We start from the raw sequence: 19,577 nt of genomic DNA on the forward strand, positions 1-19,577 counted from the left end.
GTCTTTTATCGTGACTTTACAAACGGCACGCCTATCGCCTTCGGCGCGACGGATTTCGCCATCAGGCCCGCAAGAACGACGACGGTGACTACATACGGAATCATCTGTATCAATGATCCCGGTACTTTGCCCAAGCCAGGGAAGACCACGCCTTCGATCTGAACTTGCAGAGCAGTGAAAAAACCGAACATCAGGCAACCGAGCGCCGTTTGCAGTGGCCGCCAGTTACCGAACACCAGCGCCGTCAGCGCCAGATAACCGTTACCGGCCGACATATCGCGCAGGAAAAAACCGCTTTGCACGATGGACAGATAAGCGCCGGAGAATGAGCACAACACACCGGCACACAGCATCGCCATAAAACGGGTACGTTCGACATTGATGCCGGCCGCATCGGCCGCGTGCGGGTTTTCACCAACGGCGCGGAGACGCAGGCCGAAACGGCTGTGATACAAGACCCAGTGCACGAGCGGTATCAGGGCAAACGCCAGATACACCAGCGCGCTGTGACCACCGATCAGCTTGGTATAAAACCAGCCCAGAAATGGGATACCTGCCACCGCATCTGAACCCGGTAAAACGATATCAAACAGGCGGGCAGAACCGAGATCTGGCGTGCGTCCGCCCTGCATAAAGAAAAACTGGGCAAGCACAAAGGTCAGACCGCTGAGGGCAATATTCAACGCAATACCGGCTACCAGTTGATTACCTTTTTGCGTGATGCTGACAAAACCTTGCAACAAAGCGATGACAGCGGAAATGCCGATACCGGCGAGTATGCCGAACCACGGGTTTTGCGTCGCAAAGGCGACTGCTGCTGACACAAATGCCGCTGCCAGCATTTTGCCTTCGAGTGCCAGATCCACCACGCCGCTGCGTTCGGCAAACAGACCCGCCATCGCTGCAAACATTAATACCGGTGCATTACGGATGGTAGAGACCAGAATGCTGGAAAATTGAAAATCATCAAACATCATTTTTCCTTACGTTTGAGCAGGGCGGATAACGCCGGGGCATACAGATTTTCCATCGCACCGCAAAACAGAATGATCAGGCCCTGAATGAAAATAAAAGTTTCGGTCGGAATATTTGGTTTTTCCAGCGACAGATCAAAACCACCTTGGATCAGCGCACCGAACAGTATCGACGACAGCAAAATACCTATCGGATGCTGACGCCCCATCAATGCCACGGCGATACCGATAAAGCCTGCGCCTGCGGGGAAATTCAAGCCCAGATAATGGGTTGATCCCATGACGGAATTGACCGATGCCAGACCGGCGAGTGCACCGGAAATCATCATCGCAATCATGATGGTTTTGCTGATGGAAATGCCCGCATAGTGCGCTGCGTGCTGGTTCAGACCGGTAGCGCGCAGTTGGTAACCCCAGGTTGTGCGCCACACAGCAATGCCGTAAATGACCAATGCCAGCAAGGCCATGATGAAGCTGATATTCAGCGGTGTTTCACCCAGCACAGGCAGGATGCCATTCAGCTTAGGCAGCCATGCGCTATCGGCAAAGACGCGGCTGGCGGTGTTTTGTTCACCGGCAGGAATCAGAAAGCTGACGATGATGTAGTTCATCAGGCTGGCCGCAATGAAATTGAACATGATGGTCGTTACCACCACATGGCTGCCGCGTTTTGCCTGCAGATAACCGGGTAAAAAAGCCCATGCCGCGCCGAAGATTGCGCTGCCGGCAATCGCCAGCGGAATCAACAGCCATGCCGGTAAGCTGGCATCAAAAGCGAGCAGCACCAGTGTCAGCCCGAGACCGCCCAGATACATCTGACCTTCGCTGCCGATATTGAATAAACCTGCCTGCATCGCAATTGACACCGACAGACCGGTGAAGATAAATGTGGCGGCGTAGAACAGGGTGTAGCCCAGTCCTTCAGGATTGAAAACGGCAGCATTCAGCAGTATGCCCAGCGACTCCAGCGGGCTTTCACCCAGCAGATAAATCACACCGGCTGCCACCAGCAGGGCGGATAGCAAGTTCAGTAAAGGCAGGGCAAAGGCGGTGGCCCAGCGGGGAAGATCGGCTTGATTCATACGTGGTTCGTCGCTTGTTTGTTCGCTTATTTCGCTTATGTTTGCTTTGTATTCCGGCTGCTTGCTTAGTGCTTGTGTAATCCACCCATCAGTAGGCCGATGCGGGTCGCATCAAATTCTTCTACTTTCAGCTCGCCAGTGATACAGCCACCCGACATCACCAGTATGCGGTCAGCCAGGGCGCGGACTTCTTCCAACTCCACAGACACTAACAGTATGGCGACACCGGCATCGCGCATCGCCAGCAGGCGCGCGTGCAGACTTTCTATGGTGCCGATATCGACACCGCGTGTTGGCTGGCCAACCAGCATCAGTTTGGGTTCTGATGCCATCTCACGCGCCATCACCACTTTTTGCTGATTACCGCCAGACAGCAGGGCGATGCGCAAATGCGGATCAGCCGGGCGCACGTCAAACTTACTCAGCAACTCGTTGCAGGTTTTCAGTATGGCTTTGTAGTCGAGCAGGCCAAAGGCTTTGCCCAGTTTTTTCTGATAGCCGAGAAAGCTGTTCATCATGACCGAGAAATTCTTCACGACCGCATCGCGCAAGCGGTCTTCCGGTACATGTGCGATGCCGAGTTCGCGGAACGTCGCAGGCAAACCATCAGCATCTTTGCGCCCTACAAATGGCAGCGGCTTTCCTTGCATCGTCACTGCACCGCTGCTCGGTAAGCGCATACCGCTCAGCACTTCCAGCAGCTCGCTTTGTCCATTCCCGGAGACGCCAGCGATGGCGACGATTTCTCCGGCGCGGATATTGAAATTCAGATCTTTGAGCAAGCTGACTTGCTGGGTGTTGATCAGATTCAGACCCTTCACATCCAGCACTGTTTCACCCGGCGCATAAGGCGCGCGCGGCAGATGTGTTTCGATAGGGCGACCAACCATCAGTTCTGCCAGTTGTTCTTTATTGGTGTTCGCCGTCTGCACGGAACCGACGACGGTACCCGCGCGCATCACGGTCACTTCGTCGGTGATGTCGAGAATTTCCTGCAGCTTGTGGGTGATCAGAATAATCGTTTTGCCTTGCTCTTTGAACAGGCGCAAAACAGCAAACAGCGAGGCGGTTTCCTGTACCGTCAGCACTGCCGTTGGTTCATCCAGAATCAGGATATTCGCACTGCGGTATATCTGTTTCAGAATCTCAACGCGCTGCTGTATGCCGACCGATAAATCCTGAATTTTGGCGAGTGGATCAACGTCGAGCGAGTAACGCTGACAAATTTCACGCAGGCTGGCTTCAACTTGTTTGCGATGAGCGGCAAGGCGGAAGCCGCCTTCAGAGCCGAGCATCACGTTATCCAGCACGGTCATGTTTTCGACCAGCATGAAATGCTGATGCACCATGCCGATGCCGAGATCGATTGCTTCCTGACTGTTACGGATTTGTTGTGGCGTGCCATTGATCAGCAACTGACCGCCATCCGCACGATAGTAACCGTACAGGATGCTCATCAATGTCGATTTACCTGCACCATTTTCTCCGATGATGCCGTGGATGGAACCGGGTGCAATGGAAAAACTCACATCGCGATTCGCTTGCACTGCGCCAAAGCGTTTGGATATGTGTTGAAATTCGACGGCAGCTTGCATACGTTCGGGATTCTCGGTGTGATCGAGTCAGGAATAGGGGTAAAAATTTCGGGGCGCCGATGTTGGCGCCCCGATCATGGTGAGTTTTATTTTAAATCGGGCACTTATTTGCATCACGGAAATCGACGACTTTGATTTTCCCGTTGATGATGTCTTGTTTCGCTGCATTGACGCGTTTTTCAACCTCGGCACTGACAACGCTGCGGTTGTCTTTATCCAGCGCCCAGTCCACGCCGCCTTCTTTCAGGCCTTTGTAGACGGTACCGCCTTGCCATTTGCCATTTTTCAATTGCATGAAGCTGTCATAAATCGCCTGATCAACGCGCTTGACCATCGATGTCAGCATATTGCCCGGATGCATATAATTTTGATTCGAGTCAACGCCGATACCGAGTTTGCCTTTTTCTTTGACCGCCTGCAGTGTGCCCATGCCGCTGCCACCAGCTGCTGCAAAGATCACATCGACGCCACGTTCAAACTGCGCACGCGCGAGTTCGCCGCCTTTGGCCGGATCGTTCCATGCTGCGGTCGTGGTGCCTACCATATTCTGTATCACTTCGACTTTGCCATCGGTGGCTTTCGCCCCTTGTGTATAACCGCAGGAGAAATTGCGGATCAGTGGAATATCCATGCCGCCGATGAAACCAATTTTTTTGGATTTGCTGCTGAGTGCTGCAGCAACACCGACCAGATAGGAACCTTCCTGCTCTTTAAATAATACCGAGCTGACATTGTTGCCAGCGGCAACGCCGTCAATCAACACGAATTTTGTTTTCGGAAATTCTTTGGCGATGTTTTGCACTGCCTGCGCTTGTCCGAAGCCGATTGCGGCAATCAGATCAACATTTTTACGTGCCAGATTACGCAGCACTTGTTCTGTTTGCGTGTCGCTGGCGACCTGCACTTCCATGAAGCCGATTTTCGTTTCTTTCTTGAAACGCTCTGCACCTTCGGAAGCGGACTGATTGAAAGACTTATCAAACTTACCGCCCGCATCGTAGATGACGGCAAATTTCGGGTCTGCAGCATAAGCGCCGCCTGCAACGAGCAAGCCAGCCAGAGTCAGGCAGAGTTGTTTGAGTTTCATGAGAGCTTCCTTATTCGTATATCTTGTGTGATTGCGTTCGTGATCGCTATTCGCTGACGGCAAGTCGCAAGTGGCATCACTCATTATTTATCGGCACTTACTGACATCAGACTACCACGCGTCACCAGCGAGTCTGGCTGTAAGGTCAAAATTCTATCAAATCCTGCCATCTTGTATTCGTATTCAATCGCAATCAGGCGACTTTCCGCGCTTTCATGAAATCCAGAACTTCATGTCGATGGGGAATCGAAGTCTGTGCTCCCAATTTCGTCACGGTCAGTGCAGCAGTATATTGTGCTTCACGGCTGGCGTCTGAGACGCTGAGCCCATTCGCGATACCAACTGCAAACGCGCCGACAAAAGTATCGCCAGCAGCGGTGGTATCAACCACATCGACCTTAATCGCCGGAATAAATTCGCTACTGCCTGTTTGTGTGATCAACGCGCCGTCGCCGCCCATGGTCAGCAACACAGTACCGACACCCAAGTCCAGTAAGCGTTCTGATGCTTGCTGTGCACTGGCCTGGCTGGTCACGCTGATGCCGCTGAGTTGCGACGCTTCTGTTTCGTTCACGATCAGGTAATCGACTTGCTTTAATAATGCAGGGTCCAGCTGTTGTGCCGGAGCCGGATTTAACACCACTTTGACACCCTGAGCATGCGCGATTGTGATGGCGCTGGTCACCGTCGCGATCGGTGTCTCTAATTGGCACAGCAATAATTGTGCCGCACCTATTGCACTTGTCGCTGCCTCAATCTGATTGACGTTCAGCGTCGCATTTGCACCGGCAGCAAGCACGATGCTATTGCTGCCATTGTCTTCCACCAATATGCCAGCCACACCGGTGGCAACACCGGCAACACGCGCGAGGTGGTTGATGTTGATGCCTTCTTTCGTCAGACATTGCTGCGAAAAATCACCAAAACCGTCATCGCCGACTGCACCGATAAAGCTCACATCGGCACCCTGACGTGCAGCGGCCACCGCCTGATTGGCACCTTTGCCGCCGGGAATCTGACGGAATTCATGACCCAGCAAGGTTTCTCCCACTGCGGGCATGCGCGGCGTGCGGAAAACTAAATCCATATTGACGCTGCCGACTACGGTAATGCGTGGCTTCATGATGCTTTTTTCTCGATAAAATAATGATGCGCAATCGTTTGCGCAATCGATTTCGTATTTAACTATGGCCTACTTCTGCTAGTCAAGCGCATTCTCAAATTTTGATGAAATTTTATGCAATTTCCGGACAGGCAAAACCTTGAGGCCGAGCAGTGATTTGTTTTATTTTTTTGATATTGGTTAATGCCGAGCGAGATTGTGCTGTGGATAGTAACTGCTGTCAAATCGGAATTGCAGACGACACCAAGGTTTCAACGCGGTCTGATTCAATAAATGGCGACAGTCGGATGTGTTAATATTTAAAATTAAAACAAATGTTTTTTTATTGGACATTTGTTTGTTTTGTTTGAGCTATGTATTTGATTTTTGAATTTGATCTTGGTATTTGATTTGTGCGTTGCTGCTGCATATCGTTGTTGTAGATTCCTGCGTGTTGCTGGGCTTTTTAACGCGGCGATATGTTGACTACAGTTGACTATAGCTTGATCGCTATTTATCTGATGCCGGGCAGCTATTCTGGCCGGGAAGTGTTGGTGGGGAAGATGACATGAGTAAGCCTTTGTCAAAAAAAGAGCAATTATTTGCGCTGGTGAGTGCGAATCCTTATGTGTCGCAGCAAGAGCTGGCAGACGTATTGCAATTATCGCGATCTGCGATTGCAGGTCATATCGCCGCCCTGATCAGGGAAGGGCGTATCCTCGGGCGGGCATATACGTTTCCAGGGACGCGCGCGATACTCTGCATTGGCGGCGCAAATATCGACCGCAAATTAAGAACGCTGGCGGCCTTGCAAATGGGTACGTCAAATCCGGCCAGTCAGACCGAGTCTTACGGCGGCGTTGCCCGCAATATTGCCGAAAATCTGGCGCGGCAGGGCGTCCCCGCGGCATTAATCTGCGCGGTAGGTGATGACGTCAGCGGCAAAGGTTTGATGGCGCATGCAGACGGCACAAGAATTGACACCAGTGGTTCTTTACACGTTGCAGGCGCTTGCAGCGGAACCTACACGGCGATTCTGGATAATGCCGGTGAATTGGTGCTGGCGCTGGCTCATATGGAATTGTGTGAGTTGCTTGATCGTGATTATCTGGCTGGGTGCCGACCGCAACTGAATGCTGCTGCGATGATCGTCGCGGACATGAATCTGCCCTCCGACAGTATTCAGTTACTGATGAATGAGGCAGCCTTGAATAACAAACCGCTGGTGATCGTCGCCGTTTCCCAGCCGAAAATGGCGCGTCTTCCTGCAAGCTTAAAAGGAGTGCGTTTATTGATTCTGAATCAGACCGAACTCGAACAGCGGCTAGCGACTAAACTCACTGATACCAGCGCGATTATTGAAGCGTGTGCGCAACTGCAGGCACAAGGTGTGACTGACGTTATCGTTACCCTCGGCGCGGACGGTATCGTTTTTACAGATTCTAAATACAACGCACCAGCACAATATTTACCAGCGCCAAAGGTAGAGGTCGTTGACGTAACGGGCGCAGGCGACGCTTTTTCCGCTGCCGTATGCGGGTCTTTACATCACGCTCCGGAGGATATGTTGCTTGCCTGTCAGCGCGGTTTGCAATTGGCGGCGCTGACCATACAAACCGATACCAGTGTATTGCAAACACCGCATACAACAATTTTTAATGAGGAACCATCATGCAATCCTATTTAGTCTTTTCTGAAGAAGTACGCGCTGCGAGAGTCGCAGGCAAACCTGTAGTCGCGCTGGAATCCACCATTATTTCGCATGGCATGCCTTATCCGCAAAATGTGCAGACCGCGCGTGAGGTTGAGGCCATTATTCGCGAACACGGTGCGGTTCCTGCCACCATTGCGATTATGCATGGCAAGATACACATAGGCCTGTCAGACGCAGAACTGGAATTGTTGGGGCAATCGGCAGATGCGCTGAAAGTTAGTCGTCGCGATTTGCCGTATGTGATTTCTACTAAAAAATTGGGTGCAACAACGGTTGCCGCGACGATGATTTGTGCTGAGCTGGCTGGTATTCCGGTGTTTGTGACGGGCGGAATCGGTGGCGTACATCGTGGCGCAGAAACCAGTTTCGATATTTCTGCCGATTTGCAGGAACTGGCGCGCACCTCCGTCGCTGTCGTTTGTGCTGGCGCGAAATCGATATTGGATCTTGGTCTGACGCTGGAATATTTAGAAACCCACGGCGTTCCTGTTGTCAGCGTTGGTCAGGCTGAATTCCCCGCATTCTTTACCCGCAACAGCGGTTTCCGCGCGGATTTTCAACTCGATAGCGCTGCTGAGCAGGCTGATTTTATCGCTACAAAGTGGACGCTGGGTTTGCGTGGCGGGGTCGTGATTGCGAACCCGGTTCCTGTCGCGGATGCGATGCCGCGCGCAGAGATCGAGGGCATCACTCAGCAAGCATTGCAGGAAGCTGCGCAACAAGGTGTCAGCGGCAAAGCTGTGACGCCGTTTCTATTGGCAAGAATTAAGGAGCTGACTGGAGGTCGCAGTCTGGTCAGCAATATCGCTTTGGTGAAAAATAATGCGAAAGTCGGAGCGCAACTGGCGCACGCACTGGCCGCACATAAAAAATCCTGATACAGATAAATTGCATCCAGCTGCATTGGTACTGGTAGTCATCCGCGATGACTACCAGTGTATGTCATGGATAAAAGGCTCTGACGTGATAACCGGACGCTTTCAGCTTGGGCAATTCAAAATACAGTGTGATGTTTTTTTCTGAGACTGGTGAGAAACCTTTTGCTATCTCAGCTGGCTCGCTCAGATAGTCTTTCGGAGCGAAGGCTTTCTGTAACACTGGTTTGTCTTTCGCGTCATTCAGTACTAACTCAATCGTTGGCCATGATTGCACGGTATTACTGTGGTTCTGCAACTGCATGACCAGCGAAAACGTATTCTTTTCCGGTGACAGTGTCTGTAATTCATTTGACTCTATCGTGATGTAGTCAATTTGTGCTGGAAGTGAAATCTGGCAATGCAGAATGCGGCAGGCTTGTTCCAGTACGGCACGAGTTTCCGGGTAAGCTGCTGCGATCTGATTTCTGAAGACATAGCCAGATTGTACTATCAGTGCCGGCAGCAAAATCAGGCTCAGCAAGATCATGACTATGCTATACAGTCGCCCGCGTTTCTCTGCTTTTTCTGCCTGCAAGACAAATTCAGGCTTATCGTCTTCGCTGACACCTGTACCGGTATCGCTGACGGAGTCTTCTGCTGCCGTTGCCAGTTGTTCTAATGCAGCTTCTGTTTCGGCAATCGCAACATCATCCGTAGTATCTGGCAGATAAGGTTCCTGAATCGTATCCACCACAATCGTGGTCGGTAAAGACTCTTCTGGTTCATCTGCGTCCGGTTCTGAGATTTGTCCGGCACCGGTGGTGCTGACTTCATCCGCCACTGACCAGTCTATGCTGGGTTCTTCCAGCATTGCTGCTTTTGCTTCCAATTGGATTTGAGCCGAGACTGTTTCCGGGGGAGTGGCTGCTATTTCAGCAAAAGGATCATCTTCACCAAAGAAAAAATCCAGTGACGCGGATGATTCCGGCGCTGGTGTTGGCGCTGGTACCGGTGTTGGCGCAGGCGAAGGAGCAACCGGCTCTTCCGGTTTGCGCGTCGTTGTGGCTGCCAGAACCGATTCCAGGTCTTCCGGCAATTCATTCGTTTTTTCGCGAATCTCAATATCGTCAACGACTGCCTGCGCTACCGGTGTTTTTGCGACCGAAGGAAATGCCGCTTTCTCTAACGCCGCTTCATCGATGATGATCTCAACCGGGCCTGGGGTAACGATAGATTCAGGCTGAATAGGCATTTTTTCAGCAGGTATTTCTGCCGATATTTCAGCTTGCTGTGCTTGGGACTGAACTTGAGGCTGCGCTTGCGCCGTCGCGCTGTTTGTGGCGACGTCGGGTTTAGGTTGAACTGGTTTTGTTAATTCGTGCGGCGGAACCAGATGTTCAACGCCATTAAACGTCTGTTGGCAAGAGCCGCAACGTACCAGCCCCGCATGCAGCTTCAGCTGGTCATTCGCCACGCGGAAGATGGTCAGGCAGTGAGGGCAGCGTGTGGCGAGAGCCATGACAGATTAACCTGGCAATTGTCCTGAGAGCGCGACCCAGCCTTCGTGCTCTGCCCAGACGCTGAGTTGGATAAATGGAGCATAAGCTGCCGCCACTTCTTCCGCCTGACGTGCGAGCACGCCGGACAACACCAGTGAGCCGCCTGCTGCAACGCGTCCCGCCAGCATCGGTGCCATCAGTTTCAACGGGCTGGAGAGAATATTCGCCACGACGACATTGAATTTTTCAGTTGATGGATGTTCGGTGCCAAATTTTTCGGGCAACGCAAATTCGATGTTGCAATGATTACGTTCGGCATTGAAATTCGCCGATTCTATCGCTTGCGGATCGATGTCAACGCCGATGACTTTGCCAGCGCCGAGTTTGCTTGCAACCATCGCCAGAATGCCCGAGCCGCAGCCGTAATCAAGCACTGTCAGGTTTGCCGGTGCATGTGCTTCCAACCATTCCATGCACAGTCGTGTTGTCGGATGGCTGCCAGTACCGAATGCCAGCCCAGGATCGAGTTCCAGTATCAGTGCATTGGCATCCGGCGCATCATGCCAGCTAGGGACGACCCAGATATTTTTGCCGATATGAATCGGCGCAAACTGGGATTGCGTCAAGCGCACCCAGTCTTGTTCTTCCACTGAGCGCGTGGTGTAGGACGGGGTTGCAGGCAGTCCGATGGATTGCGCTGCGGCGGCAACTATCGCCGCATGATCACTGTCGGTATCGGTGAGTGCGACCACACGACTGCGATCCCATGCGGCTTCTTCAGGCTCCATGCCCGGTTCGCCAAACAATGGTTTTTCGTTCGCAGTGCCTTCGTCCGCATCTTCGACAGAAACCGACAATGCGCCAGTATCCATCAACGCGTCTGATAATGCTTCCGCATGTTCACGTGCCACTTCGATAACAACTTCTATCCAACCCATATTGCTCTTTCTAAAAGATCTTGCGCCATTTTCATAACGCAAGATCCGTGGTGATGATTATTGATTTTTCTTTGCCAGATCCGGCATATCTGCCAGTTTATGTTCGAGGTAATGAATATTGGTGCCACCCTCGATAAAGCGCGCATCAATCATCAGTTCACGATGCAGGGCAATATTGGTCTGTATGCCTTCCACCACCATTTCCGACAGCGCAATTTGCATACGGCGGATCGCTTGTTCGCGTGTTTCACCGTAAGAAATGACTTTGCCTATCATCGAATCATAATAAGGCGGCACGAAGTAGCCTGCATATGCATGTGAATCAACACGGATACCAGGGCCACCCGGCGCGTGCCACGACGTGATGCGGCCTGGTGATGGTGTGAATTTAAATGGGTCTTCTGCATTGATACGGCACTCGATCGCATGGCCTTTGAGCGTGATATCGCTTTGTTTGAAGCGCAACTTCTCATTGAATGCAATGCGGATTTGTTCCTGTACGATATCCACGCCAGTAATCATTTCGGTTACCGGATGTTCAACCTGCACACGGGTATTCATTTCGATGAAATAAAACTCGCCGTTTTCGTACAAAAATTCAAATGTACCAGCGCCACGGTAACCGATCTTGCGGCAGGCAGCAGCGCAACGGTCGCCGATTTTTTCGATAATCTTGCGTGGAATGCCAGGTGCAGGCGCTTCTTCTATCACTTTCTGATGGCGACGTTGCATGGAGCAATCGCGCTCACCCAGCCAGACCGCATTACCATGTTGATCGGCCAGAATCTGGATTTCCACGTGGCGTGGATTTTCCAGGAATTTTTCCATATACACTTCAGGATTACCGAACGCAGCACCAGCTTCGGTTTTCGTCATTGCCACTGCATTAATCAAGGCGGCTTCTGTGTGCACGACGCGCATACCGCGTCCACCACCACCGCCTGCTGCTTTGATGATGACTGGATAACCCACTTTGCGGGCCGTCTGCACAATCGCTTTCGGATCATCAGGCAAGGCGCCTTCTGAGCCCGGAACGCAGGGAACGCCCGCTTCTATCATCGCGTGCTTGGCCGATACTTTATCGCCCATCAGACGGATGGATTCGGCACGTGGGCCGATGAAAACAAAACCGGATTGCTCGACGCGTTCAGCAAAATCGGCATTCTCTGACAAGAAGCCATAACCCGGATGGATTGCCTGCGCATCAGTCACTTCAGCGGCACTGATAATCGCTGGCATGCTGAGGTAACTTAAATTGGAAGCGGCAGGACCGATACAAACAGATTCATCGGCGAGTTTGACGTATTTTGCTTCGCGGTCGGCTTCGGAATGCACGACCACGGTTTTAATGCCCATCTCGCGGCAGGCGCGCTGAATACGGAGCGCGATTTCACCACGGTTGGCGATAAGAATTTTTTCAAACATGATTTAACTTTGCTGTGGCAATGGTTGCTGCTATGAGTGCAGTGACATCTGGCACGTTGCCGGAATTAGCCAATGACGAACAGAGGCTGGCCGAATTCAACTGGTTGGCCGTTTTCCACCAGTATTTGCTTGATCGTGCCTTCAAAGTCACTTTCGATTTCGTTCAGCAATTTCATTGCTTCGATGATGCACAGCGTATCGCCTTTGGAGACGCTTTTGCCGATATCTGCAAAAGGTGCGGCGCCAGGAGCGGATGAGCGGTAGAAAGTACCGACCATCGGGGATTTCACGATATTGCCTTCCGGTACAGCCGGTGCCGCTGCGACGACTGGCGCGGCAGCAACTGGCGCTGCACTTGGTGCCATCTGTTGCTGTTGTGGCTGCTGCATCATGACCACTTGATTCTGAGGTAATGCCGAAGATTTAACGATACGGACTTTGCCTTCACCTTCTGTGACTTCGAGTTCGGCAATATCCGATTCTGCAACGAGGTCAATCAGGGTTTTGAGTTTTCTTAAATCCATGTGGAATCCCCTAGAAAAAAGTAGTTCTGAATTAATGAGAGCGCGCAATATAGAACGTTTCTGACGTTCCTGCAATGCCGGAAAAAAAGTGATTGTACATTAAATTAAACGAAAATATTCGTTAAATGCACGAAGAAGAGCGAAATTAGATATTTTTTAGAGAAAAATCAATAGCCAGTCGATAACCGTCGGTACCGAGGCCGCAAATCACTCCTTTGGCGATGGCGGACAGAAAAGAATGGTGACGGAAGCTCTCGCGCTGATGAATATTCGAGATGTGAATTTCGACGAAAGGGATGGCAACGCCTGCCAGCGCATCCCTCAGGGCGACGCTGGTGTGGGTCAGTCCACCGGGATTAATGACAATCGCATCGACTTTTTCAGCGCGCGCGGCGTGTATTCTGTCGATCAGCGCACCTTCGTGATTGCTTTGAAAGCTGATCAGTTCAGCGCCAGCGGCGGCGGCTTGTGCCTGTGCCGCGGATTCAATGTCGGCAAGCGTGGTCGAGCCATAAACGGCAGGCTCGCGGGTGCCTAGTAAATTCAGATTGGGGCCATTCAGCAGCAATAGTTTGCGCGCCATAGTCACATTCAATTTGACGAAGATGGCCGCATTTTGCCGCTAATGACAGCAAATTGGCAAGGAAAAATCAACTTACTTGGCCTTTTCCGCAGAAAATTTGGCGATATCGGCGCGCAGCTCATTCATCTTCAGGCGACCCAGATAGCTTTTCAGCACCTTGCCATCAGCGGAAATAAGGACGGTAAATGGCAGGCCGCCCGCCTTATTTCCGAGTTGGCGCGACAATTCGCTTCCATCGAGTCCAGCCACATACAGCGGGTAGCTGACGTTCAGTTTTTTGGCGAATTCGCTGATATTGGTGGGGCTGTCTATGCCAAGGCCAAGGATTTGTACCGGCTTGCCTTTCAATTCCTGCTGCAACTCCGATAATTCCGGCATTTCCTGTACGCAAGGGGCGCACCAGGTTGCCCAGAAATTCACCACCAGCAGGCGTTGATTCCATTGTGCTAAGGCTTGTTGCTTACCATTGCTGTCTGGCAAAGTCTTTGCCATTAATTGTTTGACGGCATCGCTTTGCGGTGTTTCGGGCGCTGTCTTCAGATTTCCGGCGTAAATACCGAGCGCGCCGAATAATGTGCCGCAAAGCAGGGCGATGGAGATAAATCGTTTATTCATATCAGGTCTTTCTTTCCGGCAGATTGATCCGCAGTTTCCTGCATCAGTGCTTTTAATGCCTGCAAATTGGCGCGTTCCAGGCTCTTGCCACCACCGTTACGGATCGCATCATGGTCATGCAAGACGAGGTGTACGCCCTCATTTTCATGCAGGAAACTCAGGGTTTCTACGCTTTCATTGCGATTATTGAAATGCTCTGAGACTTCAAACTGAATATCCCTGTTCAGCAGATAAATAGCGACGTCTTTGGTATTGTCTGTATATAAATGCAGATAGATGTCGGTATGGTTGCCCGCCGTTCCATTTAGTACCGCGCCCACCAGATAAGGATGAAAGCGCGTCAGCTCTTCCATTAATTCTGCCGCCAGTTGCCTTAAGTGGAGCAGCCTTTGCGGCTGCGTGTCGCCAAAGAAGAGTTCATTGTATTCACGGACTTCCTGCTCGATCTGCGCATTGTCTGGCAGGACATCGCCCTTGATTTTGCGGTTACCCAGCAACTGTTTGGCAGCCTTGCGCTTGGCGGTCGCATAGTCTGCGCCGTCTTCAGCGATCATGCGTGCCGCCAGCATGGCGATTTCAGCCCGCAGGGCTTCGGCTTCGTTGGGAGTGTGAATCATCATGGCGGCATCATAACCTAACATCTGCGCCTTTGTGCATAGGGAAACACGGGCGCAGTCAGGTAGAATTGCGGGATTCTGAAATTTAGTTAAATTATGCACATTCATATCTTAGGTATTTGCGGCACGTTCATGGGCGGGCTGGCTGTGCTGGCAAAGGAAGCCGGACACACCGTGACAGGCTGTGATGCCAACGTTTATCCACCGATGAGCACGCAGTTAGAAGCGCAGGGCATTACGCTCACGCAGGGCTTCGGTGCCGAACAAATCGCGCTGGAGCCGGATTTATACGTTGTTGGTAACGTGGTGTCGCGCGGCAATCCTCTGATGGAAGAAATTCTGAATCGCGGCTTGCCCTATGTTTCCGGCCCGCAATGGATGGGCGATCATATCCTGCGTCATAAGTGGGTACTCGCGGTAGCTGGGACCCACGGTAAAACCACGACCTCGGCAATGCTGACCTGGATACTCGAATATGCCGGTTACGCGCCGGGTTTCCTGATCGGTGGTGTGCCTTTGAATTTCGGCATTTCCGCGCGTTTGCAAGGCAATCACGCTTCAGATTTTTTCGTGATTGAGGCAGATGAATACGATACCGCGTTCTTTGATAAGCGCAGCAAATTCGTGCATTACCACGCCAAGACGGCGATTCTGAATAATCTTGAATATGACCACGCCGATATATTTCCCGATGTCGGCGCGATAGAGACGCAATTCCACCATCTGGTGCGTACAGTGCCCGGTGTCGGGCGTCTGATCGTCAATGGCCAGAATGCATCGCTGCAACGCGTGTTGCAACGCGGTTGCTGGAGCGAGAAAGAGTTTTTCGGCAGCGAACAGGAATGGCGCATCGTCTTAAAAGACGGTGAAGATTTCGAGGTCTTTTTCAAGGATGAATGTCAGGGTACGGTGCAATGGCAACTGAATGGCGAACATAATCGCCAGAACGCCCTGGCCGCGATTGCTGCCGCCCGTCATGTCGGTGTGAAGCCGGAGATAGCGATTGAAGCGCTGGCGCAGTTTGTGAATGTCAAACGACGCATGGAAGTGCGTGGCGTCGAAAACGGCATTACCGTGATCGATGATTTCGCCCATCACCCGACCGCAGTGGCGACGACGGTGGCCGGATTACGCCGCAAAGTTGGTAACGCCCGCATTCTGGCTGTGCTCGAACCCCGTTCGAATACGATGAAACTCGGTACCATGAAGCAAGCGCTGCCCGGCAGTCTGGCAGAAGCCGATCTGGTATTTGGTTTTGGCGCGCATGAAGGCAAAGATGCGCTTGGCTGGGATCTGGCAGAAACACTGGCACCGCTGGGTGACAAGCTGGCGACTTTTTCCGTGATCCCCGAGTTGGTTGAAGCGATCGTCCGTCAGGCGCGGCCCGGTGATTATGTGCTGATCATGAGTAATGGTGGCTTCGGCGGTGTGCATCAGAAATTACTCGATGCGTTGAAAATCCGCGCGCAGGCTGAGGTTGCGGCAGCATGATTGTTTACCTGCATGGTTTTCGTTCCTCCCCGCAGTCTTATAAGGCGCGGGTGATGCAGCAACATATGCAGGAGCTGGGACGCACGGATGAATTTTTTTGTCCGGCGCTGTCGCCATCACCTGCCGAGGCAATTGCGCAGGCGGAAGCCATCATTGCCAAAGCTGATCCGGCGCAACGCGCAAAATTGACGGTGATAGGTTCTTCGTTAGGCGGTTTCTATGCGACCTGGCTGGCGGAAAAGTATGCTTGCAAAGCCCTGCTGCTGAATCCTGCCGTCAAACCGCCACGCGATCTGGAAAGTTATGTCGGTGTGACGACGTATTATCACAGCGACCAAGTATTTGAGTTCAAAGCGGAATACGTCGCGCAATTGCGGGCATTGGCAGTCGAAAAAATTACCCGGCCTGAACGTTATTTTTTGCTGGCAGCAACCGGCGATGAAGTACTCGACTGGCGCGAAATGGTTGCGCATTATCCGGGAGCAAAACAGAAAATCATCGAAGGCAGCGACCACGGCATTGCGGAGTTCGCAGATTACCTCGGTCTGGTCATGGCTTTTTGTGATGATGAGGTCTGACCGTGCGTGATGCTGGAGGAAGCGCTCTGATTCCCGCATTCCGCCATGCGGCAATGGCGCACTGGGTTGAGCATATCAACACCATCGACCGGCGGCCGGCGATGCAGGACTGGCTGACCAACCGCGATTCGCTGACGGCCAGACTGACTGCACGTTGTACGCAATTCCGGGTGCAGCGTTTGTCGCAGCACAAGGCGCTGTGTCTGCCGGATGAGTACGCTGTGATCGGATTAGCGCAACGGCGTCAGGTGCATGAGCGCGAAGTGATATTGCGCTGCGATGGCGAAGCAATGATTTACGGTCACACCGTGGTGCCGCTGAGTGCAACGGCGACGCAATGGCCTTTGTTTCAGGGGTTGGGAGAGCGTTCTTTAGGCAGCACCTTGTTTAATGATCCGCAGGTGGTGCGCGGCACATTATCGTATGCCCGCTTGCATCAGACGCACCCGCTGATGCGTCGCATCGTGCGGGCATTGCCGCGGCTGTCGGCAGAACGCAGTCTGACGGCGCGACGCTCCTTATTCTGGCGCAAAGGTGCCTGCCTGCTGGTGACTGAGGTGTTTTTGCCCGCTGTGCTGACATTGCCGCACAAGCTGCCGGAAACAGTGCGCAAGCGACGCTGACGCTGAAAACGGGGAAAAACCGGAAAAATATACTGGGGGGAGTATTTTTAAAAGCCTTTTAAATACAAAGACATTAGGCTGAAAATACAAGATACTCCCCCCGATTGATAAAAATACAGACGTAAAAATGAAGAAAAGAAGTCTTGCATGAATTTATTTTTTGAAGAATCGGGCGATTTTAAAGCGGGCAGCATGATGTCGCAGGCAGGCGAGGCCTATCAGGTCGAACTGGCGAGCGGTAAACGCAGCAAAATCAAAGCCAAGGATGTGCTGTTGCAATTCGCGGCGCCTGATCCGGTCACGCTGATAGAGCAGGCACGCGCAGCCGCGGCAGATATTGACCTCGAATTTTTATGGGAAGTCGCTGGTCAGGAAGAGTTCGGCTTTGCTGAACTCGGCGCTGAATATTTTGGCCATGCACCGCAGCCAGTGGAAGCAGCCAGCCTGATTTTTGCATTGCATTCGGCACCGGTGTATTTCTACAAAAAAGGCCGTGGCCGTTACAAGGCTGCGCCGGAAGCATCACTGAAAGCCGCACTCGCCGGTATCGAAAAGAAAAAACAGCAATTGCTGATACAAGCTGGCTACGTGGAAGAGCTGAAGCAGCATCGTTTGCCGGAAACGATGAAACCACTCGCTTTGCAGCTCCTGTTCAAGCCCGATAAAAACACGATCGAATACAAAGCGCTGGCAGAGGCTTGCGATGCACTGCAAATGTCGGCCTCACGCCTGATGCTGGCGACCGGTGGCATCCGCAGCCCGAAAGAGCTGCATCTGGCGAAATTTTATTTCGAGCATTTCCCCAAAGGTCTGGGCTTTCCGGCGATTACGATACCGGCCTTACCGACCGATTTACCGGTCGCCGATGTACAGGCATTTTCTATCGATGACGTGACGACGACTGAAATTGACGATGCGTTTTCCGTCGTTGATCTGGGTGACGGCAAGTTGCGCGTCGGTATCCACATTGCCGCACCGGCCTTAGGCGTGGCACGCGGCGACGCGATTGATCAGCTGGCGCGCGCGCGCATGTCGACGGTGTATATGCCGGGCGACAAAATCACCATGTTGCCAGATGAGCTGGTTGATACCTACACGCTTGGTGCCGGGCAAACACGGCCAGCATTGTCGCTGTACGCGACGCTGGATACTGCCGACTGGGCCGTCATCAGTACGGAAACTAAAGTTGAAGCGGTACCGATGGCGTCGAATTTGCGGCATAACGATCTCGATGCGCTGGTGACCGAAGAAAATCTGGCGAACGATGCGGGTGACTATCCGCATAAAGCCGAGATTGCGCAGATCTGGAAATGGGCGCTGGTGCTGGAACAGGGACGTATGGCGAAGCGTGAAAGTTTCGGCATGAAGCCGGAACAAACCAATCGCGTCGATTTCAATTTTTATGTCGAAGACGATGTCGTCAGTATTGTCCGTCGCAAACGCGGCGCACCGCTCGATAAGATGGTGGCGGAGCTGATGATTTTCGCTAACAGCACCTGGGGTAAATTGATGGCGGATCACGGCATCCCCGGCATTTATCGCGCGCAGGGCGTGGCGGGTGGCCGTGGTCAGGGCGGCTGGGCTGGCCGCATGCAAGTCCGTATGCTGACGCACGCGGCACCGCATCAGGGCTTGGGCGTGGATCAGTATGCATGGAGTACATCACCATTGCGCCGTTACACGGATCTGGTGAACCAGTGGCAGATCATCGCTTGCGTACAACACGGTGTGACTGCGCCGCTGGTGGCACCGTTCAAACCGAAAGATGCCGATTTATTTGCGATCGTTTCCGGCTTTGATGCAGCGTATTCTGCGTACAACGATTTCCAGACCAATATGGAACGTTACTGGTGCCTGCGTTGGCTGGAGCAGGAACAGGCGCGTCAGGTCGATGCGGTGGTGTTGAAAGACGAGATTCTGCGTCTGGTTGAGATTCCGCTGGTGATCCGCTTGCCAGGTATGCCGCAGACTGCGCGTGGCGCGCAAGTCCGACTCGATATTTTGCGTTGGGATGAAGTCGATCTCAGCGTTGAGGCGCGCATACTTGAAGTGCTGGGAACCGTGACAGAGATCGGTGAAGATGAAGTGCTCGAAGCTGAAATGGATGCCGAACTTGAAAATGCACTGGAACATGCGGTTGATGCATTGCCGGATGACGGTAGCGCTGCAAACGGCAATCAGGAAGCCGTGTCAGATGCAGACAGTAGTAGCAACAACAGCAGTGATAGTGACAACATTCAGCCACAAGCCGAGTAATGAATAGCGCGACAGAA

At 52.5% G+C, this 19,577-nt stretch carries 18 protein-coding genes; 6 read left to right on the plus strand and 12 right to left on the minus strand.

The genetic code is table 11. The annotated features are described in order from the left end of the window. Positions 1–5: 5 nt before the first annotated feature. From H8K26_RS03635 to rbsK, 5 genes are all read right to left on the minus strand, one after another. The gene (locus tag H8K26_RS03635) at positions 6–977 is read right to left on the minus strand and encodes an ABC transporter permease (protein WP_190477371.1); all 972 of its coding nucleotides are present in this window, start codon (positions 975–977) and stop codon (positions 6–8) included. Further along, the gene (locus H8K26_RS03640; protein ID WP_190477373.1) at positions 974–2,056 is read right to left on the minus strand and encodes an ABC transporter permease; all 1,083 of its coding nucleotides are present in this window, start codon (positions 2,054–2,056) and stop codon (positions 974–976) included. The genes H8K26_RS03635 and H8K26_RS03640 overlap by 4 nt, the downstream gene beginning before the upstream one ends. A 65-nt stretch (positions 2,057–2,121) precedes the next feature. Beyond that, positions 2,122–3,651, minus strand: coding sequence for an ABC transporter ATP-binding protein (locus H8K26_RS03645; protein WP_190477375.1), 1,530 nt, complete (start codon positions 3,649–3,651; stop codon positions 2,122–2,124). A 91-nt stretch (positions 3,652–3,742) separates the two neighbouring features. Continuing rightward, positions 3,743–4,738, minus strand: a complete 996-nt coding sequence (locus tag H8K26_RS03650) for a BMP family lipoprotein (protein WP_190477377.1) — start codon at positions 4,736–4,738, stop codon at positions 3,743–3,745. A 193-nt stretch (positions 4,739–4,931) separates the two neighbouring features. Beyond that, the gene (gene rbsK / locus H8K26_RS03655; protein WP_190477379.1) at positions 4,932–5,861 is read right to left on the minus strand and encodes a ribokinase; all 930 of its coding nucleotides are present in this window, start codon (positions 5,859–5,861) and stop codon (positions 4,932–4,934) included. A gap of 547 nt (positions 5,862–6,408) precedes the next feature. On the opposite strand from rbsK, the gene H8K26_RS03660 reads away from it, so the two are divergent. Both H8K26_RS03660 and H8K26_RS03665 read left to right on the plus strand, forming a co-directional pair. Next, a complete protein-coding gene (locus H8K26_RS03660; protein ID WP_190477381.1) occupies positions 6,409–7,527 on the plus strand; it encodes a carbohydrate kinase family protein in 1,119 nt (372 codons plus the stop codon). Continuing rightward, on the plus strand, positions 7,512–8,432 hold the full coding sequence (locus H8K26_RS03665) for a pseudouridine-5'-phosphate glycosidase (protein ID WP_190477383.1): 921 nt from the start codon (positions 7,512–7,514) through the stop codon (positions 8,430–8,432). The genes H8K26_RS03660 and H8K26_RS03665 overlap by 16 nt, the downstream gene beginning before the upstream one ends. Positions 8,433–8,496: 64 nt before the next feature. Here the strand turns inward: H8K26_RS03665 and H8K26_RS03670 are convergent, their stop codons facing one another. The 7 genes from H8K26_RS03670 to H8K26_RS03700 form a co-directional block, all read right to left on the minus strand. After that, positions 8,497–9,930, minus strand: a complete 1,434-nt coding sequence (locus H8K26_RS03670) for a DUF3426 domain-containing protein (RefSeq protein ID WP_190477384.1) — start codon at positions 9,928–9,930, stop codon at positions 8,497–8,499. 6 nt (positions 9,931–9,936) lie between these two features. Next, on the minus strand, positions 9,937–10,848 hold the full coding sequence (prmA, locus tag H8K26_RS03675; protein ID WP_190477385.1) for a 50S ribosomal protein L11 methyltransferase: 912 nt from the start codon (positions 10,846–10,848) through the stop codon (positions 9,937–9,939). A gap of 57 nt (positions 10,849–10,905) precedes the next feature. Beyond that, complete coding sequence (gene accC / locus H8K26_RS03680; protein WP_186884815.1) at positions 10,906–12,273, minus strand: acetyl-CoA carboxylase biotin carboxylase subunit; 1,368 nt, start codon at positions 12,271–12,273, stop codon at positions 10,906–10,908. A gap of 65 nt (positions 12,274–12,338) precedes the next feature. Further along, positions 12,339–12,797: an acetyl-CoA carboxylase biotin carboxyl carrier protein gene (accB, locus tag H8K26_RS03685; protein WP_190477386.1), complete on the minus strand. Its 459-nt coding sequence runs from the start codon at positions 12,795–12,797 to the stop codon at positions 12,339–12,341. A gap of 145 nt (positions 12,798–12,942) precedes the next feature. Continuing rightward, positions 12,943–13,380: a type II 3-dehydroquinate dehydratase gene (aroQ, locus tag H8K26_RS03690; RefSeq protein ID WP_186884817.1), complete on the minus strand. Its 438-nt coding sequence runs from the start codon at positions 13,378–13,380 to the stop codon at positions 12,943–12,945. Between the two features lie 72 nt (positions 13,381–13,452). After that, positions 13,453–13,995 (minus strand): TlpA family protein disulfide reductase, encoded by a 543-nt coding sequence (locus tag H8K26_RS03695; protein ID WP_190477387.1) that lies wholly within the window; start codon positions 13,993–13,995, stop codon positions 13,453–13,455. Then, entirely contained in the window at positions 13,992–14,615 is a 624-nt protein-coding gene (locus H8K26_RS03700; RefSeq protein WP_190477388.1) for a hypothetical protein, read from the minus strand. Before H8K26_RS03700 ends, H8K26_RS03695 begins: the two co-directional genes overlap by 4 nt. A 93-nt stretch (positions 14,616–14,708) precedes the next feature. Between H8K26_RS03700 and mpl the strand changes: the two genes are divergently transcribed. The 4 genes from mpl to H8K26_RS03720 all read left to right on the plus strand — a co-directional run bounded on the left by mpl (position 14,709) and on the right by H8K26_RS03720 (position 19,560). After that, positions 14,709–16,103: a UDP-N-acetylmuramate:L-alanyl-gamma-D-glutamyl-meso-diaminopimelate ligase gene (gene mpl / locus H8K26_RS03705; protein WP_190477389.1), complete on the plus strand. Its 1,395-nt coding sequence runs from the start codon at positions 14,709–14,711 to the stop codon at positions 16,101–16,103. Beyond that, positions 16,100–16,681, plus strand: a complete 582-nt coding sequence (locus H8K26_RS03710) for a YqiA/YcfP family alpha/beta fold hydrolase (protein ID WP_186896416.1) — start codon at positions 16,100–16,102, stop codon at positions 16,679–16,681. Before mpl ends, H8K26_RS03710 begins: the two co-directional genes overlap by 4 nt. A gap of 2 nt (positions 16,682–16,683) precedes the next feature. Continuing rightward, complete coding sequence (locus tag H8K26_RS03715) at positions 16,684–17,304, plus strand: chorismate--pyruvate lyase family protein (protein ID WP_317889237.1); 621 nt, start codon at positions 16,684–16,686, stop codon at positions 17,302–17,304. 147 nt (positions 17,305–17,451) lie between these two features. Then, a complete protein-coding gene (locus H8K26_RS03720; RefSeq protein WP_190477390.1) occupies positions 17,452–19,560 on the plus strand; it encodes a ribonuclease catalytic domain-containing protein in 2,109 nt (702 codons plus the stop codon). Positions 19,561–19,577 lie beyond the last annotated feature (17 nt).

Origin of the sequence: Cognatundibacterium aquatile, assembly GCF_014699135.1 — a bacterium.
Classification (GTDB): domain Bacteria; phylum Pseudomonadota; class Gammaproteobacteria; order Burkholderiales; family Burkholderiaceae_D; genus Undibacterium; species Undibacterium aquatile.

Bases quoted from the DNA above. Each gene is read 5' to 3' on its own strand.
- H8K26_RS03635 (WP_190477371.1), bottom strand. From the start codon at position 977: ATGATGTTTGATGATTTTCAATTTTCCAGCATTCTGGTCTCTACCATC.
- H8K26_RS03640 (WP_190477373.1), bottom strand. From the start codon at position 2,056: ATGAATCAAGCCGATCTTCCCCGCTGGGCCACCGCCTTTGCCCTGCCT.
- H8K26_RS03645 (WP_190477375.1), bottom strand. From the start codon at position 3,651: ATGCAAGCTGCCGTCGAATTTCAACACATATCCAAACGCTTTGGCGCA.
- H8K26_RS03650 (WP_190477377.1), bottom strand. From the start codon at position 4,738: ATGAAACTCAAACAACTCTGCCTGACTCTGGCTGGCTTGCTCGTTGCA.
- rbsK (WP_190477379.1), bottom strand. From the start codon at position 5,861: ATGAAGCCACGCATTACCGTAGTCGGCAGCGTCAATATGGATTTAGTT.
- H8K26_RS03660 (WP_190477381.1), top strand. From the start codon at position 6,409: ATGAGTAAGCCTTTGTCAAAAAAAGAGCAATTATTTGCGCTGGTGAGT.
- H8K26_RS03665 (WP_190477383.1), top strand. From the start codon at position 7,512: ATGCAATCCTATTTAGTCTTTTCTGAAGAAGTACGCGCTGCGAGAGTC.
- H8K26_RS03670 (WP_190477384.1), bottom strand. From the start codon at position 9,930: ATGGCTCTCGCCACACGCTGCCCTCACTGCCTGACCATCTTCCGCGTG.
- prmA (WP_190477385.1), bottom strand. From the start codon at position 10,848: ATGGGTTGGATAGAAGTTGTTATCGAAGTGGCACGTGAACATGCGGAA.
- accC (WP_186884815.1), bottom strand. From the start codon at position 12,273: ATGTTTGAAAAAATTCTTATCGCCAACCGTGGTGAAATCGCGCTCCGT.
- accB (WP_190477386.1), bottom strand. From the start codon at position 12,797: ATGGATTTAAGAAAACTCAAAACCCTGATTGACCTCGTTGCAGAATCG.
- aroQ (WP_186884817.1), bottom strand. From the start codon at position 13,380: ATGGCGCGCAAACTATTGCTGCTGAATGGCCCCAATCTGAATTTACTA.
- H8K26_RS03695 (WP_190477387.1), bottom strand. From the start codon at position 13,995: ATGAATAAACGATTTATCTCCATCGCCCTGCTTTGCGGCACATTATTC.
- H8K26_RS03700 (WP_190477388.1), bottom strand. From the start codon at position 14,615: ATGATGATTCACACTCCCAACGAAGCCGAAGCCCTGCGGGCTGAAATC.
- mpl (WP_190477389.1), top strand. From the start codon at position 14,709: ATGCACATTCATATCTTAGGTATTTGCGGCACGTTCATGGGCGGGCTG.
- H8K26_RS03710 (WP_186896416.1), top strand. From the start codon at position 16,100: ATGATTGTTTACCTGCATGGTTTTCGTTCCTCCCCGCAGTCTTATAAG.
- H8K26_RS03720 (WP_190477390.1), top strand. From the start codon at position 17,452: ATGAATTTATTTTTTGAAGAATCGGGCGATTTTAAAGCGGGCAGCATG.